This window comes from Caulobacter sp. 10L414 (assembly GCF_056395525.1).
Genome location: NZ_JBFTJR010000037.1, coordinates 19,548 through 35,153 on the forward strand (window position 1 = coordinate 19,548; position 15,606 = coordinate 35,153).

At 68.3% G+C, this 15,606-nt stretch carries 15 protein-coding genes; 6 read left to right on the forward strand and 9 right to left on the reverse strand.

The genetic code is table 11. The features are described 5' to 3' along the window. The first annotated feature begins 9 nt into the window (after positions 1-9). Positions 10-2,331: an ATP-dependent Clp protease ATP-binding subunit ClpA gene (clpA, locus tag AC1DCG_RS15480; protein WP_477030757.1), complete on the forward strand. Its 2,322-nt coding sequence runs from the start codon at positions 10-12 to the stop codon at positions 2,329-2,331. Positions 2,332-2,578: 247 nt separating this feature from the next. Here clpA and AC1DCG_RS15485 read toward each other — a convergent pair whose 3' ends face one another. Beyond that, the gene (locus AC1DCG_RS15485) at positions 2,579-3,010 is read right to left on the reverse strand and encodes an HIT family protein (protein WP_477030758.1); all 432 of its coding nucleotides are present in this window, start codon (positions 3,008-3,010) and stop codon (positions 2,579-2,581) included. A 55-nt stretch (positions 3,011-3,065) separates the two neighbouring features. Here AC1DCG_RS15485 and AC1DCG_RS15490 point away from each other — a divergent pair, with 55 nt between their 5' ends. Then, entirely contained in the window at positions 3,066-3,656 is a 591-nt protein-coding gene (locus AC1DCG_RS15490) for a DUF4287 domain-containing protein (RefSeq protein ID WP_477030759.1), read from the forward strand. A gap of 50 nt (positions 3,657-3,706) precedes the next feature. Next, positions 3,707-4,192, forward strand: coding sequence for a pyridoxamine 5'-phosphate oxidase family protein (locus AC1DCG_RS15495; RefSeq protein ID WP_477036717.1), 486 nt, complete (start codon positions 3,707-3,709; stop codon positions 4,190-4,192). Positions 4,193-4,206: 14 nt separating this feature from the next. Here AC1DCG_RS15495 and AC1DCG_RS15500 read toward each other — a convergent pair whose 3' ends face one another. The 4 genes from AC1DCG_RS15500 to AC1DCG_RS15515 form a co-directional block, all read right to left on the reverse strand. Continuing rightward, positions 4,207-5,367, reverse strand: a complete 1,161-nt coding sequence (locus AC1DCG_RS15500; protein ID WP_477030761.1) for a GNAT family N-acetyltransferase — start codon at positions 5,365-5,367, stop codon at positions 4,207-4,209. Further along, positions 5,364-6,137: a glycerophosphodiester phosphodiesterase gene (locus tag AC1DCG_RS15505; protein ID WP_477030762.1), complete on the reverse strand. Its 774-nt coding sequence runs from the start codon at positions 6,135-6,137 to the stop codon at positions 5,364-5,366. The genes AC1DCG_RS15500 and AC1DCG_RS15505 overlap by 4 nt, the downstream gene beginning before the upstream one ends. Next, positions 6,137-6,595 (reverse strand): RidA family protein, encoded by a 459-nt coding sequence (locus AC1DCG_RS15510; RefSeq protein WP_477036718.1) that lies wholly within the window; start codon positions 6,593-6,595, stop codon positions 6,137-6,139. The genes AC1DCG_RS15505 and AC1DCG_RS15510 overlap by 1 nt, the downstream gene beginning before the upstream one ends. 215 nt (positions 6,596-6,810) lie before the next feature. Next, positions 6,811-7,245: a phasin family protein gene (locus AC1DCG_RS15515; RefSeq protein WP_165259949.1), complete on the reverse strand. Its 435-nt coding sequence runs from the start codon at positions 7,243-7,245 to the stop codon at positions 6,811-6,813. 336 nt (positions 7,246-7,581) lie between these two features. Here AC1DCG_RS15515 and AC1DCG_RS15520 point away from each other — a divergent pair, with 336 nt between their 5' ends. Further along, positions 7,582-8,892 (forward strand): D-alanyl-D-alanine carboxypeptidase family protein, encoded by a 1,311-nt coding sequence (locus AC1DCG_RS15520; protein WP_477030764.1) that lies wholly within the window; start codon positions 7,582-7,584, stop codon positions 8,890-8,892. A 184-nt stretch (positions 8,893-9,076) separates the two neighbouring features. Here the strand turns inward: AC1DCG_RS15520 and AC1DCG_RS15525 are convergent, their stop codons facing one another. Both AC1DCG_RS15525 and mipZ read right to left on the reverse strand, forming a co-directional pair. Then, positions 9,077-9,508 carry a J domain-containing protein gene (locus AC1DCG_RS15525; RefSeq protein WP_477030765.1) on the reverse strand — a complete coding sequence of 144 codons (432 nt, stop codon included), beginning with the start codon at positions 9,506-9,508 and terminating at the stop codon, positions 9,077-9,079. Between the two features lie 27 nt (positions 9,509-9,535). Then, positions 9,536-10,372 (reverse strand): division plane-positioning ATPase MipZ, encoded by an 837-nt coding sequence (gene mipZ / locus AC1DCG_RS15530; RefSeq protein ID WP_101719620.1) that lies wholly within the window; start codon positions 10,370-10,372, stop codon positions 9,536-9,538. A gap of 202 nt (positions 10,373-10,574) precedes the next feature. Between mipZ and panC the strand changes: the two genes are divergently transcribed. Continuing rightward, positions 10,575-11,423, forward strand: coding sequence for a pantoate--beta-alanine ligase (gene panC / locus AC1DCG_RS15535; RefSeq protein WP_477036719.1), 849 nt, complete (start codon positions 10,575-10,577; stop codon positions 11,421-11,423). Between the two features lie 161 nt (positions 11,424-11,584). Here the strand turns inward: panC and AC1DCG_RS15540 are convergent, their stop codons facing one another. Further along, positions 11,585-11,983, reverse strand: a complete 399-nt coding sequence (locus AC1DCG_RS15540; RefSeq protein WP_165259941.1) for a DUF1489 family protein — start codon at positions 11,981-11,983, stop codon at positions 11,585-11,587. A 169-nt stretch (positions 11,984-12,152) separates the two neighbouring features. Between AC1DCG_RS15540 and AC1DCG_RS15545 the strand changes: the two genes are divergently transcribed. Further along, entirely contained in the window at positions 12,153-13,454 is a 1,302-nt protein-coding gene (locus tag AC1DCG_RS15545) for a cation:proton antiporter (protein WP_477036720.1), read from the forward strand. 50 nt (positions 13,455-13,504) lie between these two features. Here the strand turns inward: AC1DCG_RS15545 and AC1DCG_RS15550 are convergent, their stop codons facing one another. Beyond that, complete coding sequence (locus AC1DCG_RS15550; protein ID WP_477030768.1) at positions 13,505-15,466, reverse strand: acetyl/propionyl/methylcrotonyl-CoA carboxylase subunit alpha; 1,962 nt, start codon at positions 15,464-15,466, stop codon at positions 13,505-13,507. Between the last annotated feature and the right edge of the window lie 140 nt (positions 15,467-15,606).

Consider the following 15,606-nt stretch of genomic DNA (forward strand, 5'->3'; position numbering starts at 1 on the left):
AGCCTCCCCTTGCCCTCTTTTTCGCGTCCTCTCGAAGAATCCCTGCATCGCGCCGTCGCGTACGCCAATCAGCGAAAGCATGAGTACGCGACCCTCGAACACCTCCTGTTGTCGCTTACCGACGATGACGACGCCGCCGGCGTCATGCGCGCCTGCGACGTTGACCTGGCGGCTCTGAAGAAGAGCCTGGTCAATTATCTCGACGTCGAACTCTCGTCCCTGGTGGTCGACGACGAGGAGGACGCCAAGCCCACGGCGGGCTTCCAGCGCGTGATCCAACGCGCGGTGATCCACGTCCAGTCGTCCGGCCGCGAGGAAGTGACCGGCGCCAACGTCCTGGTCGCCATCTTCTCCGAACGCGAGAGCCACGCCGCCTACTTCCTGCAGGAGCAGGACATGACGCGGTACGATGCGGTGAACTTCATCGCCCACGGCATCGCCAAGAAGGCCGGCGCTTCGGAGCCCAAGGCCGCCAAGGGCGCGACCGCGGTCGAGGAAGACCAGGAAAAGCCCAACACCAAGACCGGCGGCGAGGCCCTCGAGGCCTACTGCGTCGACCTCAACGAAAAGGCCCGCCAGGGCAAGGTCGACCCGCTGATCGGCCGCGCGAACGAAGTGGAACGCGCGATCCAGATCCTGTGCCGCCGCACCAAGAACAACCCGCTGCTCGTGGGCGACCCCGGCGTCGGCAAGACCGCGATCGCCGAAGGCCTGGCCCGCAAGATCATCACCCACCAGGTCCCTGAAGTCCTGGCGGAAGCCACCATCTACTCGCTCGACATGGGCGCGCTGCTGGCCGGCACCCGCTATCGCGGCGACTTCGAGGAACGCGTCAAGCAGGTGGTCAAGGAACTCGAGAACCACCCGAACGCGGTGCTGTTCATCGACGAGATCCACACCGTCATCGGCGCCGGCGCGACCAGCGGCGGGGCGATGGACGCCTCCAACCTGCTCAAGCCCGCCCTGGCCTCGGGCACCCTGCGCTGCATGGGCTCGACCACCTACAAGGAGTTCCGCCAGCACTTCGAGAAGGACCGGGCCCTCGTCCGTCGCTTCCAGAAGATCGACGTGAACGAGCCGACGGTGGAAGACACCATCAAGATCCTCAAGGGCTTGAAGACCTACTACGAGGACTTCCACAAGCTGAAGTACACCAACGAGGCCCTCAAGGTCGCCGTTGAGCTGTCGGCCAAGTACATCACCGACCGCAAGCTGCCCGACAAGGCGATCGACGTGATCGACGAGGCGGGTGCGGGCCAGATGCTGCTGCCCGAAAGCCGCCGCAAGAAGACCATCGGGGTCAAGGAAATCGAGGCCGTCGTGGCCAAGATCGCCCGCATCCCGCCCAAGTCGGTCAGCAAGTCGGACACCGAGGCCCTCAAGGAGCTCGAGAACGACCTGAAGCGCGCGGTGTTCGGCCAGGAAGAAGCCCTCACCCAGCTGTCGGCCGCCATGAAGCTGGCGCGCGCCGGTCTGCGTGAACCCAACAAGCCGATCGGCAGCTACCTGTTCAGCGGCCCGACGGGCGTGGGCAAGACCGAAGCGGCCAAGCAACTGGCCCAGACCCTGGGCATCGAGATGCTTCGCTTCGACATGTCGGAGTACATGGAGCGCCATACCGTGAGCCGCCTGATCGGCGCCCCTCCCGGCTATGTCGGCTTCGACCAGGGCGGCCAGCTGACCGACGCGGTCGACCAGCACCCGCACGCCGTCGTCCTGCTCGACGAGATCGAGAAGGCGCACGGGGATGTCTACAACATCCTGCTGCAGGTGATGGACAACGGTACGCTCACCGACAGCAACGGCAAGAAGGTCGACTTCCGCAACGTGGTCCTGATCATGACCACCAACGCGGGGGCCTCGGACGCCCAGCGCAACTCGATCGGCTTCGGCCGTTCGAAGGTCGAGGGCGAGGAAGACGCCGCGCTCAAGCGCCTGTTCACGCCGGAGTTCCGCAACCGCCTGGACGCCGTCGTGGCCTTCAAGCCGCTGACGCCGGAGATCATCCGCCAGGTCGTCCAGAAGTTCGTCATGCAGCTGGAGGCGCAACTCGCCGACCGCAACATCACGATCGAACTGGCCGACGACGCGGCCGACTGGCTGGCCAAGAACGGCTTCGACGAGCTCTACGGCGCCCGTCCGCTGGCCCGGGTCATCCAGGAGCACATCAAGAAGCCGCTGGCCGACGACATCCTGTTCGGCCGCCTCACCCGCGGGGGCCACGTCAAGGTGGTGCTCGAGAACGGCAAGATCGGCTTCGACATCGAAAGCGCCTCGGAAGGCAAGTCCGGCAAGTCGGACGACGCCGAGGAGCCGGCCCTGGCCGACTAAGGCCCAGAGCCGCATAGGAATGGAAAAGGCCCGGAGCGATCCGGGCCTTTTTCTTTGATCGCACGTCCAGTCGGGTTTGCGGACCGGACGCCCCGCGCCTTCTCCATCGCAGCGAAGGCGCGCGGCCGAAAAGCCGCATCCAGAGACCCTCCCCCTTCAGGGGGAGCATCTGGGCGCCGACCAAGACCCTCCCCCTCTGGGGGAGGTGGCCGCGAAGCGGACGGCGGGGGCCGCGCCAGCCGTGCGCCTAAAGCGCCGCGCTGATCTTCGCCGCCAGGGCCTTCAGCTGGTCGATGTCGGCCATGCCGCCGCCGTGACGGCCGAGCGCCTCGCCCTCGTAGCGGGGGATGACGTGGAAGTGCAGGTGGAACACGGTCTGGCCGGCCGGAGCGCCGTTGAACTGCGTGACCACCACGCCGTCGGGCTTCAGGGCCGCCGTGACCGCGCGCGCCAGCTTCTGGGTCGCGGCGGCCAGCTCGGCCAGCACCTGCGGCTCGACCTCGAGGATGTTGCGGGCCTTGGAGGTCTTGGAGATCACCAGGGCGTGGCCGCGCGACTGCGGGAAGGCGTCCATGAAGGCCAGGACCGCGTCGTCCTCGAAGATCTTCACGCTGGGAATCTCGCCCCGCACGATCTTGGCGAAGATGTTGGCGTCGTCGTAGCTTCCCGTCAGGCTCATGGACCGCTCCCTTGCGTAGAGGACGGTCCTAGCAAACCAGGGAGGGGGCGCAAGCGTGGGCAAGACCGACGAGACGGGCCAGGGCCTGACCGAACGCCAGAAGAAGTGGTTCGCCTCGGTGCAGGCCAGCCTGGAGCGCAACACCGGCAAGACCCTGGAGCAATGGGTCGAGATCGTCCGCCGCGACTGCAAGGAGACCAAGCCCAAGGCCCGCGTCGACTGGCTGAAGGCCAATCACGGCCTGGGCGTCAACCGCGCCGCCCACATCCTGGGCGTGGCCTTCCCCTCGGAACTCGGCTGGGACGACGCGGCCGGCCTGCGCGCGGCGCTGTGGACCGACCCGGCCTCGACCGCGATCCTGGAAGCGATCGAGGCGGCCGTCGCGGACTTCCCCGGCATCGTCACCGGCCAGCGCAAGGCCTTCACGGCCTGGTCGGGCAAGGTGCAGTTCGCCGCCGCCCGGCCGCTGAAGGGCGGAACGGTGTCGCTGGGCCTTGCCCTGACGCCCGACGCCTCCCCTCGCCTTTCCGAGCCCAGGAACGAAAGCTGGTCGGAGCGGCTCAAGGCCAAGCTGCCCCTCGCCTCCCCGGCCGAGGTCGACGACGAGGTCAAGGCGCTGCTGAAGGCGGCCTGGGACCGCTCCTGACGGGAACGGCGCCGGGCGCGGCCACGTTTCTACGGCGGGAGGACAAGACCATGTCCAAGGAAGCCGATCTCACCGCCCGGTTCTGGAAGGCCATGAGGGCCGACCGCACCGTCATGCTGGGCCTGCCCGACGTCCAGGGCGGCCACAGCCAGCCGATGACCGCCCTGATGGAAAGCGAGCAAGGCGGCCCGCTATGGATCTTCACCTCGGCCGACTGCGACATGGTCGCCGCCCTCGACCGTGAGCGCGACGCGGTGATGCACTTCGCCTCGAAGGGCCACGACCTGTTCGCCGAGATCGACGGCCGTCTGCGCATAGACAACGACCGGCAGGCCATCGACGCACTCTGGAGCCCGTACGTGGCCGCCTGGTTCACCGGCAAGACCGACCCGACGCTTCGCCTGCTGCGCTTCGAGCCCGAGCACGCCCGGATCTGGCGCAACGAGAACAGCCTGTTCGCCGGCGTGAAGCTGATGCTCGGCGAGGATCCGAAGAAGAGCTACCGCGACAAGGTCGCCGAGGTTGTTCTGCACTAACCGGGATTGGCGCTTTAGCCCTGGTGCCGGAACGGCGAGTACTCCTCAGTGAGCATCACCATGTCCTCGGTCACCGCCTCGCGCTCGCGCTCCAGATAGCGGGCCACCGGCTCGCGCAGGGCCGGGTCGGCGATCCAGTGGGCCGAGTAGACGGCGCTGGGCAGATAGCCGCGGGCGATCTTGTGCTGGCCCTGCGCGCCCGCCTCGACACGCGGCAGGCCCAGCCTGATCGCGTGCTCGATGGCCTGATAGTAGCAGAGCTCGAAATGCAGGAACGGCACGTCCTCGGTGCAGCCCCAGTGGCGACCGTACAGGCAGTCGCGGCCGATCAGGTTCAGCGCGCCGGCGATCCATGGCCCGCCCGGCCGCCGGGCCAGGATCAGCAGCACCTTGTCGGCCATCCGCTCGTGCAGCAGCGAGAAGAAGCGGCGGTTCAGGTATGGCCGCCCCCACTTGCGCGCGCCTGTGTCCATGTAGAAGCCGAAGAAGGCGTCCCAGTGCTCGTCGCTCAACTCGTCGCCGCTCAGGGCGACGATCTCCAGTCCGTCCTGGGCGTCGCGACGCTCGCGGCGGATGGTCTTGCGGCGGTTGGACGACAGGGCCGCCAGGAAGTCGTCGAACGTCGCGTAGCCGGCGTTCTCCCAGTGATACTGCTGGTCCTGCCGGCGCAGCAGGCCCCGGTCGCCCATCCAGTCCCACTCATCTTCCGTCGGGAAGGTCACGTGCAGCGACGAGGCGCCGATGCGCTCGCACAGGGTCAAGGCGCCGCCCAGCAGGGCCGCCCTCGCCTCGTCGGGATCCACGTCCGGCCGGGCGATCAGGCGCGGTCCGGTCACCGGCGAGAACGGCGCCGAGCATTGAAGCTTGGGATAGTAGGCGCCCCCCGCCCGCTCATAGGCGTCGGCCCAGGCGTGGTCGAAGACGTATTCGCCCTGGCTGTGGTTCTTCAGATAGAGCGGCATCACCCCGGCGATGGCGCCGTCGGTGTCGGCGACGCTGACGTGATGCGGGGCCCAGCCGGTGCGATCGGACGCGCAGCCGCTCTCTTCGAGAATGTCGAGGAAGTCGAAGCTGACGAAGGGATCACCCGAGGGCCCGGCGCAGGCGTCCCAGGCCTCGCGGCCGATATCGGCGATGCGGCGGTGGACGCGCACCTCCGCCTTAAGCGAACTCACGCAGCGAAGCCCTCGAAGATCAGGTTGTCGCAATGGTCGGAAACGGCGTCCCATTGCTCGGGCGAGCGCACCGTCCAGGCGACGATCGGCATGCCCTTGGCGCGGAAGACGTCGGCGCGGGGGCTGGGCAGCATGTCCAGACCCAGGGCCAGGAAGTCGGGCCTGGCGATCTCGACCTGCTCCAGCGCCGCCAGCGACCGGCGCAGTTCCGGCGCCAGCTTGCGGGCGTTCTCGTCGTTCCAGCTGTAGGAATCCAGGCCCCGCAGGACCTGCGGATTGTGATCGGCGAACCAGGCGTGGGAGTAAGGATTGAAGCCGATCACGGCGATCGGACCGGCATGGTCGATCAGGATCTCAGAGACCTTCTTCTCCAGCTCGCCGACCTCGCCGAACGGGGTCTTGAGCTCGATCTGGACCATGGCCCGGTGGCCGATCACGGCCAGCGCGTCGGCCAGGGTCGGGATGGTCTCGTCAGTGCCCGACAGCTTCATCGCGGCCAGTTCGGCGGCGGTGTGGTCGCGCAGGCGCCCCTCGACGCCCGTCAGGCGTTCCAGGCGATCGTCGTGGAAGACCACCGCCTGGCCGTCCGCCGTCAGCTGCACGTCCAGTTCGATGGAGTAGCCCTTGGCGCAAGCGGCCTGGAAGGCGGCCAGCGAGTTCTCGGGCGCGCCATCGGGCGTCCACAGGCCCCGGTGCGCGATCGGCGGATCGAAGAGGCGCTCCCACGCCTCGCCGAACACCTCGGTCCCGGGCCGCGGACGCGCGCGCATCAGAAGACCTCCACCACCGCGTCGACCTCGACGGCGAAGCCCAGCGGCAGCTTGTAGACGCCGACGGCCGAACGGGCGTGGCGACCGGCGTCGCCGAACACCTCGACCATCAGGTCCGAGCAGCCGTTGATGACCTTGGGAATGTCGATGAAGTCGGGGCCGGCCTGCACGAAGCCGCCCAGCTTGACCACCCGCGCCACCTTGTCGAGGTCGCCGACCGCGGCCTTGATCTGGGCCAGCAGGTTCACGCCGCACAGGCGCGCGGCCTTCTGGGCGGTCTCCAGGTCGACGTCGACGCCGACCGTGCCCTTGATGCCGCCCGCCGGATCGATGGAGATCTGGCCGGAGATGTGGACGAGGTTTCCGGACCGCACGAACGGCACGTAATTGGCCACCGGGGCCGCCGGCTGCGGCAGCGTGATCCCCAGACCCGCCAGACGCTCTTCCACCTTCGACATTCAAACGCTCCCTTACCGAGAGCGCATGCTTAGCAAGGGCGGGCCTTCGTACAAGGAAAAAGGCCCGGCCGCCGCCGGGCCAGGGGCAAGGATAAAGGCCCGGACGCGGGGTCTGGGCCAAGGGCAAGAAAAAAGGCCCGGACCGAAAGGTCCGAGCCTGAAGGCTGGGTAGACTTGCGGAACGGCCCGCAAGCGGGGCCGTTCCGAATTTCGAATTAACGCGCGGCCTGGAACTTCTCGACCGTGGCGGTGACGCGCTCGTTCAGCGGCTTCACCGAGTCCTTGATCGAGGCCGAGACGATCTCCGAGGCCTTGCTCAGCTGGGCGATGTAGGCTTCCAGGGCCGACTTGGCCCAGGCGGTCTGCAGCTCGACGGCTTCCTGCACGCTCTTGGCGGCGGCCAGCGCCTTGGCGGCGGCCACTTGGTCCTCGGCGGCCTTCTTCGAGTAGGCGAAGGCTTCGGCGCCCAGGGCTTCGGCGCCCTTGGTCGCGGCGGTCACCGAGGCGACCACGGCTTCGAGGTTCTTCTTGGAATGGGTGTTGGCTTCGGCCAGGGCGGCGAGGGACTTGTCGACACCATCCTTGAACGCCTGGTTGCTGGCGGAGGTGTACTGCTCGACGGTGCTCTTCAGGGTCTCGGTGACGGCCATGGGGAGGGCTCCTGGGCGGGTCATGGTGGGACGACGCGGCGTTTTTGGAGTTTTCCAGCCGCGATCCCGCGCCATGCGTTGGGACGACATGGTTTTCTCATGTTGCAGTGCAGCAGTCAAACGTTTTTGTGCAGCGCACCATAACCTAGGGTGAAGCTGCTCCGTGGTCTGAACGCCCAGGCAGCGAAGCGTTGCCGCAACGCCTAAGTTTTATCTTAATGTGCGGCGAAATCGCTCACCAGTTGTTTACTTTGGCGTAAGGCGACAACGCGCATGCTAGCTCTCACGCGTGTGGCGGTGCGGAACCGCTCAGTTCAAATGACGGACGTTTGTCGCATGTTCGCCAAGCTTAAATCCGCCCGTCGCCTCCTCGTCGCCGCCGGCCTCGCCGCGGCTTCGCTGGTTGGCGTCGCTGCTCCCACCGTCGCTTCGGCTCAGATCCCGTACCTGCAGCTGAACGCCGCCGAACCCAAGTACGCGGCCATCGTGATCGACGCCAACTCGGGCGAAGTCCTTTACGACAAACGGGCCGACAGCCCGCGCTACCCGGCTTCGGTCACCAAGGTGATGACGCTGTACCTCACCTTCGAGGCGCTGAGCGAAGGCCGCCTGAAGCTGACCGACCGCGTGCCGATCTCGCCGCGCGCCGCCGCCCAGGCCCCGACCAAGATGGGCCTGCGTCCGGGCGACAGCCTCAGCGTCGACGAGGCGATTCGCGCCATGGCCGTTAAGTCGGCCAACGACATCGCCACCGCCATGGCCGAAAAGCTGGGCGGTAGCGAAAGCCGCTTCGCCGCCCTGATGACCCTGCGGGGCCAGGAGCTGGGCATGCGCAACACCCGCTTCGTGAACGCCTCGGGCCTGCCCGACAGCCGCCAGATCAGCACCGCCCGCGACCTGGCCATCCTGTCGCGCGCCACCATGCGCGACTTCCCGCAGTACTATTCCTACTTCAGCCTCAAGGGCTTCGAGTTCCGCGGCAACTACGTGCGCGGTCACAACCGCCTGCTCACCAGCATGGAAGGCTTCGACGGCCTGAAGACCGGCTACACCAATGCTTCGGGCTACAATCTCGCCGGCTCGGCCGTGCGTGACGGCCGCCGCCTGATCGCCGTGGTCCTGGGCGGCTCGTCCACCGCCTGGCGCGACAACAACATGGAAGACCTGCTGACCACCGGCTTCGACGTGATGAAGCGCCGCTCGCACGGCGAGCGCACCAGCATCGCCGCCAACCTCTACGAAGAAGATCCGACCGGCCCGATCATGCGCCCCTCCTCGGAAGAGGGCGACGGCGACCAGGCCGGCCTGAAGATCGTGCTGACCGACAACCCCAAGCCCGCCCCGGTGAAGGTCTCCCCCACCCTCAAGGCCGCCAAGGACGCCGCCAAGCCGGCGCCGAAGAAGACCAAGGGCGAGTGGAGCGTCCAGGTCGGCGCCTTCCAGTCCAAGAGCCTGGCCAACAAGCAGCTCTCCATCGTCCGCGGCCGCTTCGCCAAGGCCGTCTCCGACGCCGAGGGCGCCGTGGTCAGCGCCGCCGGCGGCGCCTTCCGCGCCCAGTTCCAGGGCATGACCGCCGACGCCGCCCGCGCGGCCTGCTCGGCGATCACCGCCAAGCGCCAGCCCTGCATGGTCATCGCTCCGCGCTGATCGCAGGCGCCGAGCCAGAAACAGGAAAGCCGGCGACCTCGCGGTCGCCGGCTTTTTCTTTGCCCCAACATCCCTGTCATCCCGGCCGAAGGCGCGCAGCCGTAGAGCCGGGATCTCCCACGCCGGACTGGAGATCCCGGCGCTCCGCTTCGCTACGGCCGGGATGACAATGAGGAGAGCTCCCTCACCGCCCCTTGAGCAGCCGGTCTCGCGCGGCGTTCAGCTGCGCCGCCAGTCCCGCCGTACCGCCCTTGTCGGGGTGGGCCAGGCGGATCAGGCGGGCGTAGGCGGCCTGGATCTCGTCGGGGCCGGCCTTGGCGTCGACCCCGAGGATCGAGCGGGCTTCGCTGGCGGAAAGCTGGGCCTTGGTCGGCTCGGCGACCTTGCGAACCACCGGCCGCTGGCGGGCCGAGGTGGCGCACCACAGGCCGATCACGCCCAGGGCGATGGCCACCGGCCACTGGCTGCGGACGCCGGTATAGGCCGCGCCCGCGAAGGCGGCGGCCGACATGACGCCCGCGCCGATCCGCCAGCCCTCGCCGGCGAAAAGCGGCTTGCGCTTTCCCCACAGCAACCAGGCGACGACCACCGCGCCGAGGATCAGATAGAAGAGCATGCGCGGACCCGGCGCCGCCCCAGCCGATTACTGGGCGGCGAGCAGAGTTTCGCCCGAGAAGGCGGCCAGGCCAAGCGAGTGCATCAGCGCCCGCAGTTCCTGGCGCGCGGCCAGATGCTGCAGCGACACCGGCACCGGACGGACCTGGGTCGACAGGTCGGCGATGGTCAGGCCGAACGGGAACAGCTCGCGATAGATCACGCGGTCGCGCAGGCCGGGGCCCATGCGGAAGCCCACGCGCTTGGCCAGGGCCGTCAGGCGGTCTTCCAGGCGCTTGCGGTTCCGGGCCTCGGTGGTGGCCAGGCGGTTGCGCAGCACCACCCAGTCCAGCGGCTGGCGCTGGCCGGCCATGGCGCGGGCCTTGCGGGCCTCCCACACCGTCTGGGAATAGAGGCTGGGCTTCTGCAGCTCCATGGTCACCGGGTCGACGTGGCCCAGCATGTCGAAGTCGACGAAGCTGTCGTTCATCGGGGTGACGATCAGGTCGGCCAGGCCGTGGGCCATGCGCGTGATCTGGGTGTCGCCGCCGGGGGTGTCGATCAGCACGAAGTCGGCGACCTCGCGCGCGGCCAGGAAGGCCTTCTCGAACGCGGCCACCTGCTCGGCTTCCGACGCCGCCGCCAGGGCGATGTCGTCGTCGCTGAGGCGGAAGGTCTGCGGCATCGGCAACTTGACGTCGTTGCCGGCCAGCCAGGCCGCGCGATTCTCGCAGAACCGCATGCTGGTGCACTGGCGCAGGTCCAGGTCCATGATCGCGACCCGGGCGCCGCCGTACAGCAGCGACGTCATCAGGTGCATCGCGATGGTGGACTTGCCGGCCCCGCCCTTTTCGTTGCCGACGACGATCACGCGCGTTTCGGCCATAGGCTTCATCCTTCGTTCCGCCGACTCGGGCGAATCTAACCAAAATCTTAACGCGCATGAAACGCCCTGCGCGCTCCTAGCGTCAATCTTATGGCGCCCTGCGTCCACAGACTCGGTGTCGCAGGTGGACCCGCTGTCCCATATCGGCCATAAGCCGCGCGTCCGAACGCTCGTTTTTGCGTCGCAGCAGAGTTCCCCCGACATGACCCGTATCGTCCGCACCGTCGCCGAATTGCGTGAGCAGGTCCGCGCCTGGAAGGCCGCGGGCGAACAGGTGGGCCTGATCCCGACCATGGGCGCGCTGCACGACGGCCACCTGTCGCTCGTCCGCCTGGCCCAGACCCGCGTCAAGCGCACCGTGGCCAGCGTCTTCGTCAATCCCAAGCAGTTCGCCCCGCACGAGGACTTCGACGCCTATCCGCGCGGCGAGGCCCGCGACGCCCAACTGCTGGAAAGCGCCGGCTGCGACCTGCTGTTCGCCCCGAACGCGGCGCAGATGTACCCGCAGGGCTTCTCGACCACGATCAACCTGACGGGCGTCTCCGAGCCGCTGGAGGGCGCGGCCCGCCCGCAGTTCTTCGGCGGCGTGGCCACCGTGGTCACCAAGCTGCTGATCCAGGCCGAGCCCGACATCGCCGTCTTCGGCGAGAAGGACTACCAGCAGCTGCAGGTCATCCGGCGCGTGACCCGCGACCTTGATCTGCCCGTCGAGATCGTCGGCGCGCCGACCGCCCGCGCCGAGGACGGCCTGGCCCTGTCCTCGCGCAACGCCTACCTCACGAGCGAGGAACGCGCCGCCGCCGTGGCCCTGCCCAACGCCATGAAGGCCGCCATCGCCGCCGTGCAGGCGGGCGAACGCGTCGAGACGGCCGAAGCCGCCGGCAAGGCCGCGCTCGAGGCCGCCGGCTTCCGTCAGGTGGACTACTTCGATTTCCGCGACGCCGACGACCTGTCACGCCTGGGTCCCGATGCGCTGCACGGCGCGAAGGCTCGCCTGCTGGCGGCCGCCTGGCTGGGCAAGACCCGCCTGATCGACAACATGGGCGCTTAAGCGCCCTACCCCTTAGCCACCAGGGCGATGCCGACGGCGATCACCATCGCCAGGAACAGCAAACCCATGCCGAGCGCCATATAGGCCAGTCGCATCTTCGCTCTCCCCGAAAAGGTCGAGCGGCCAGCTTCGCACGCCTGGGTTGATGATCCGCTAAGCGATCACCAGGCCCCGAGCTCCCGGAGTTGGCGAGCCAGCTCCGGCGGCATGTCGGCGGCCTCGCCTTCGCTCAGGTCGGGCGGCGCGTCCTCGGGCTTGAGATAGCGCCAGCCCTGGAAGGCCCGGCGCGGCTGGGGCGCGACGCGCACGATGGTCGGGTCGACCGTGACCTCGCAGCGCGCGTTCTGCCCCTCGCCCACCGTGTCGATGGCCAGGATCGTCTGGCGGCACAGCACCTGGCCCTTGAACACCCGATACAGAGAGCCGCCGTCGAGGATCTCGTCGATCCGCTTGGGGGTCATGCGGGTGTGCATCACCCAGGGATGACCTTCCTTGTGCCAGGCGACGAGGTCGTCGATCGTGTCGCAGCCTACGACCAGCTTGATCATGTGCAGAGCCATGTACGCGGATTTAGCGCGCTGCGGTCGCCGCGCAAGCGCTCGCCTCCGGCGACTACGTGACAACGCTATCATTTAACATCTAGGTCCGGTTCCCGACCGATGATATCGGAGCGTCAAGGGAAGAGACGGCGACCGTCGAATGACGGCGCGATTTCGGGGGAATGGGACCATGACGGCGGCTGAGCTCAGCGTTGTCTTCTTTTTGCAGATGTTCGTGATCATCGCCGTCAGCCGGCTCGTCGGCTGGCTCGCGAAGAAGTATCTGGGCCAGCCTCAGGTGGTGGGCGAGATGATCGCCGGCGTGCTGCTGGGCCCGTCGCTGCTGGGCCTGCTGGCCCCCGACATCCAGCACATGCTGTTCCCCAAGGACTCCAAAAGCGTGCTCTATGTCGGCGCCCAGATGGGCGTCGGCCTCTACATGTTCCTGGTCGGCCTCGGCTTCCAGGCCGACCACTTCAAGAGCAACGCCAAGAGCGCGGCGGCCGTGTCGCTGTCGGGCATGGCCGCGCCGTTCCTGGTGGCCGTGGGCATCGCGCCGTGGCTGCTGAGCCTTGGCCTGTTCGGCAAGGGCATCGACACCTTCCAGGCCACGCTGTTCATGGGCGCGGCGATCTCGATCACCGCCTTCCCGATGCTGGCCCGCATCATCCACGAGCGCGGCCTGTCCAAGACCCCGCTCGGCACGCTTTCGCTGTCGGCCGGCGCCATCGACGACGCCGGCGCCTGGACGGTGCTGGCCATCGTGCTGGCCACCTTCGGCGGCGGTCCGGCCGTTGCCGTCAAGGCCATCGTCGGCGGCGGCCTGTTCGCCGTCTTCATGATCACCCTGGGCCCCAAGCTCCTGGCCCCGCTGGGCCGCTGGGCCGAGCGCGAAGGCAAGGTCACCCCCAACATCCTAGGCGTGGTGGTCATGCTGTTCATGCTCAGCGCCTGGGCCATGGACGCGGTCGGCATCCACGCGGTGTTCGGCGGCTTCATCCTGGGCACGGTGCTGCCGCGCGGCGTGCTGAGCCGCGAGGTCAAGAAGCAGCTGGAGCCGTTCGCGGTCGTCCTGCTGCTGCCGATGTTCTTCACCTTCTCGGGCCTGCACACCCAGCTGACCATGGTCAACAGCATCAGCCTGGTCGCCGTGACCGCGGTGATCCTGGCCGGCTCGATCCTGGCCAAGGGCGGCGCCTGCTGGGCCGCCGCGCGCCTCACCGGTCAGGACAACGCCACCGCCTGCGGCATCGGCGCCCTGATGAACGCCCGCGGCCTGATGGAGCTGATCATCATTAACATCGGCCTGCAGAAGGGCATCATCGGCCCAGCGCTGTTCTCGATGCTGGTGCTGATGGCGATCATCACCACCCTGATGGCCAGCCCGCTGTTCGAGCTGCTTTACGGCAAGGCCGCGCGGGCCCGGGGCGAACTGGGCGCGCTGGACGAAAGCGAGGACGAGGACAGCGAACTGGCGAGGCTGCCGGCTTAGAACCTCCCTCACCGCTCCAAACCCACCTCTCCCATAGGGAGAGGTTTAGGTTAGACAGCCTCAAGCCGGGCCAGCACCACGCCCTCGGCCACCTGGCCGCCGGCTACGGCCGTGAGCTCGCCCACCATGCCGTCGAACGGCGCGGCCAGGGCGTGCTCCATCTTCATGGCTTCCAGCACCAGGAGGGTCTGGCCCTTGGTCACGGACTGGCCGGCCGAAACCGCCACCGACACCACCTTGCCCGGCATCGGCGACAGGATCGCCCCGTCCGAGGCCGCGCCATGGGCGCCGCCGCCGACCTGGGGCGCGAAGTCGAACTCGCGCACGTCGCCGCCCTCGAACACATAGAGCGGATCGCGGCCATAGACGCCGGGCAGCACGTCGACGTCGTCCAGCGGCCGGCCGTCCTCGACGGTGATGTCCCACGACCAGTCGTCGCCGGCGCCGGTCACCAGCCCCACCCGCAGCGGAACCCTGGCGCCGTCCACGGTCAGCGGCAGCGCCATGGCCGCGCGCGGCGCGCCCATGCGGAAGCCCAGCAGGCGCGAGGGCGCGCTGGCCCACGGGTCGGCCTTGGGCTGATCGGCGGCCATGAAGGTCTCCAGCCGCTGGCCGATGGCGGCCAGGGTCGGAGCGTCCGAGAACTGGCGCTCGACCAGTTCGTCCAGCCGCGCGGCGATGAAGCCGGTGTCGATCGCGCCCTCGACAAAGTCGGGATGGCTCGCGCAGGCGGCCAGGAAGGCGGCGTTGGTCTTGACCGGATAGACCTCGACCAGCTTGCAGGCCTCGGCCAGGCGATGGGCGGCGTCCTCGCGGTCGACGCCGTGGGCGATCAGCTTGGCGATCATCGGATCATAGAACGGCGTGACCTCGCCGCCCTCCTCCACCGCGCTGTCGACGCGTACGTCGCCCTCCGGCAGGCGGAAGTGCTTCAGAGGCCCGGTCGAGGGCAAAAAGCCGGTGGCCGGGTTCTCGGCATAGAGGCGCGCCTCCATGGCCCAGCCCTGCAGCTCGATCTCGTCCTGGGCCAGCGGCAGCGGCTCGCCCGAGGCGACGCGCAGCTGCCACTCGACCAGGTCCTGGCCGGTGACCATCTCGGTGACCGGATGCTCGACCTGCAGCCGGGTGTTCATCTCCATGAACCAGATGCGGTCGGCGCGCAGGCCCTCGCTGGCGTCGGCGATGAACTCCACGGTGCCCGCGCCGACATAGCCGACGGCCTGAGCGGCGCGCACGGCCGCGCCGCAGACGGCCTCGCGCGTCTCCTCGTCCATGCCGGGGGCCGGCGCTTCCTCGATGACCTTCTGGTGGCGGCGCTGCAGCGAGCAGTCACGCTCGAACAGGTGGACGACGTCCCCGAACTGGTCGCCGAACACCTGCACCTCGATGTGGCGCGGACGGGTGACCCACTTTTCCAGCAGCACGCGGTCGTCGCCGAAGCTGGCGGCGGCCTCGCGGCGGCACGAGCCCAGGGCTTCGACGAAGTCTTCCGCCCGATCGACCTTGCGCATGCCCTTGCCGCCGCCGCCGGCCACGGCCTTGATCAGCACCGGGAAGCCGATCTTTCCGGCCTCGGTCGTCAGGCGTTCCACCGACTGGTCGTCGCCCAGATAGCCCGGCGTGGTCGGCACGCCAGCCTCGATCATGACCTTCTTGGCGGCGTCCTTCAGGCCCATGGCGCGGATCGCCGACGGCGGCGGGCCGATCCAGACGAGCCCTGCGTCGATCACGGCCTGGGCGAAGTCGGCGTTCTCCGACAGGAAGCCGTAGCCGGGGTGGATCGCCTCGGCGCCGGTCTGGCGCGCGGCGGCCAGGATCTTGGCCGGATCGAGATAGCTTTCACGTGCCGGCGAGCCGCCGATCAGGATGGCCATGTCGGCCTCCATCACGAACGGCGCGTGGGTGTCGGCCTCCGAGTGGACGGCGATCGTGCGCACGCCCATCTCGCGCGCGGTGCGGATGATCCGGCGCGCGATCTCGCCGCGATTGGCGATCAGAACCGACTCGATCAACGCGTTCCTCCTAGGGGCGAGGCTGTTTTGGGCCAGCCTCTGTCGCATGCTTCGTTATCGGCCGAGGTTTATGCCCTAAAACACCGATAGGCCAGCACGACCTTTGCCGCACACCGCGACAACGCCGCCAGCTTGCCCCC

What these genes read in the sequence shown, in the direction of transcription:
- AC1DCG_RS15485 (WP_477030758.1), bottom strand. Translation starts at nt 3,010, where the DNA reads ATGAGCCTGACGGGAAGCTACGACGACGCCAACATCTTCGCCAAGATC.
- AC1DCG_RS15495 (WP_477036717.1), top strand. Translation starts at nt 3,707, where the DNA reads ATGTCCAAGGAAGCCGATCTCACCGCCCGGTTCTGGAAGGCCATGAGG.
- AC1DCG_RS15505 (WP_477030762.1), bottom strand. Translation starts at nt 6,137, where the DNA reads ATGCGCGCGCGTCCGCGGCCCGGGACCGAGGTGTTCGGCGAGGCGTGG.
- AC1DCG_RS15510 (WP_477036718.1), bottom strand. Translation starts at nt 6,595, where the DNA reads ATGTCGAAGGTGGAAGAGCGTCTGGCGGGTCTGGGGATCACGCTGCCG.
- AC1DCG_RS15515 (WP_165259949.1), bottom strand. Translation starts at nt 7,245, where the DNA reads ATGGCCGTCACCGAGACCCTGAAGAGCACCGTCGAGCAGTACACCTCC.
- AC1DCG_RS15520 (WP_477030764.1), top strand. Translation starts at nt 7,582, where the DNA reads ATGTTCGCCAAGCTTAAATCCGCCCGTCGCCTCCTCGTCGCCGCCGGC.
- AC1DCG_RS15525 (WP_477030765.1), bottom strand. Translation starts at nt 9,508, where the DNA reads ATGCTCTTCTATCTGATCCTCGGCGCGGTGGTCGTCGCCTGGTTGCTG.
- mipZ (WP_101719620.1), bottom strand. Translation starts at nt 10,372, where the DNA reads ATGGCCGAAACGCGCGTGATCGTCGTCGGCAACGAAAAGGGCGGGGCC.
- panC (WP_477036719.1), top strand. Translation starts at nt 10,575, where the DNA reads ATGACCCGTATCGTCCGCACCGTCGCCGAATTGCGTGAGCAGGTCCGC.
- AC1DCG_RS15540 (WP_165259941.1), bottom strand. Translation starts at nt 11,983, where the DNA reads ATGGCTCTGCACATGATCAAGCTGGTCGTAGGCTGCGACACGATCGAC.
- AC1DCG_RS15545 (WP_477036720.1), top strand. Translation starts at nt 12,153, where the DNA reads ATGACGGCGGCTGAGCTCAGCGTTGTCTTCTTTTTGCAGATGTTCGTG.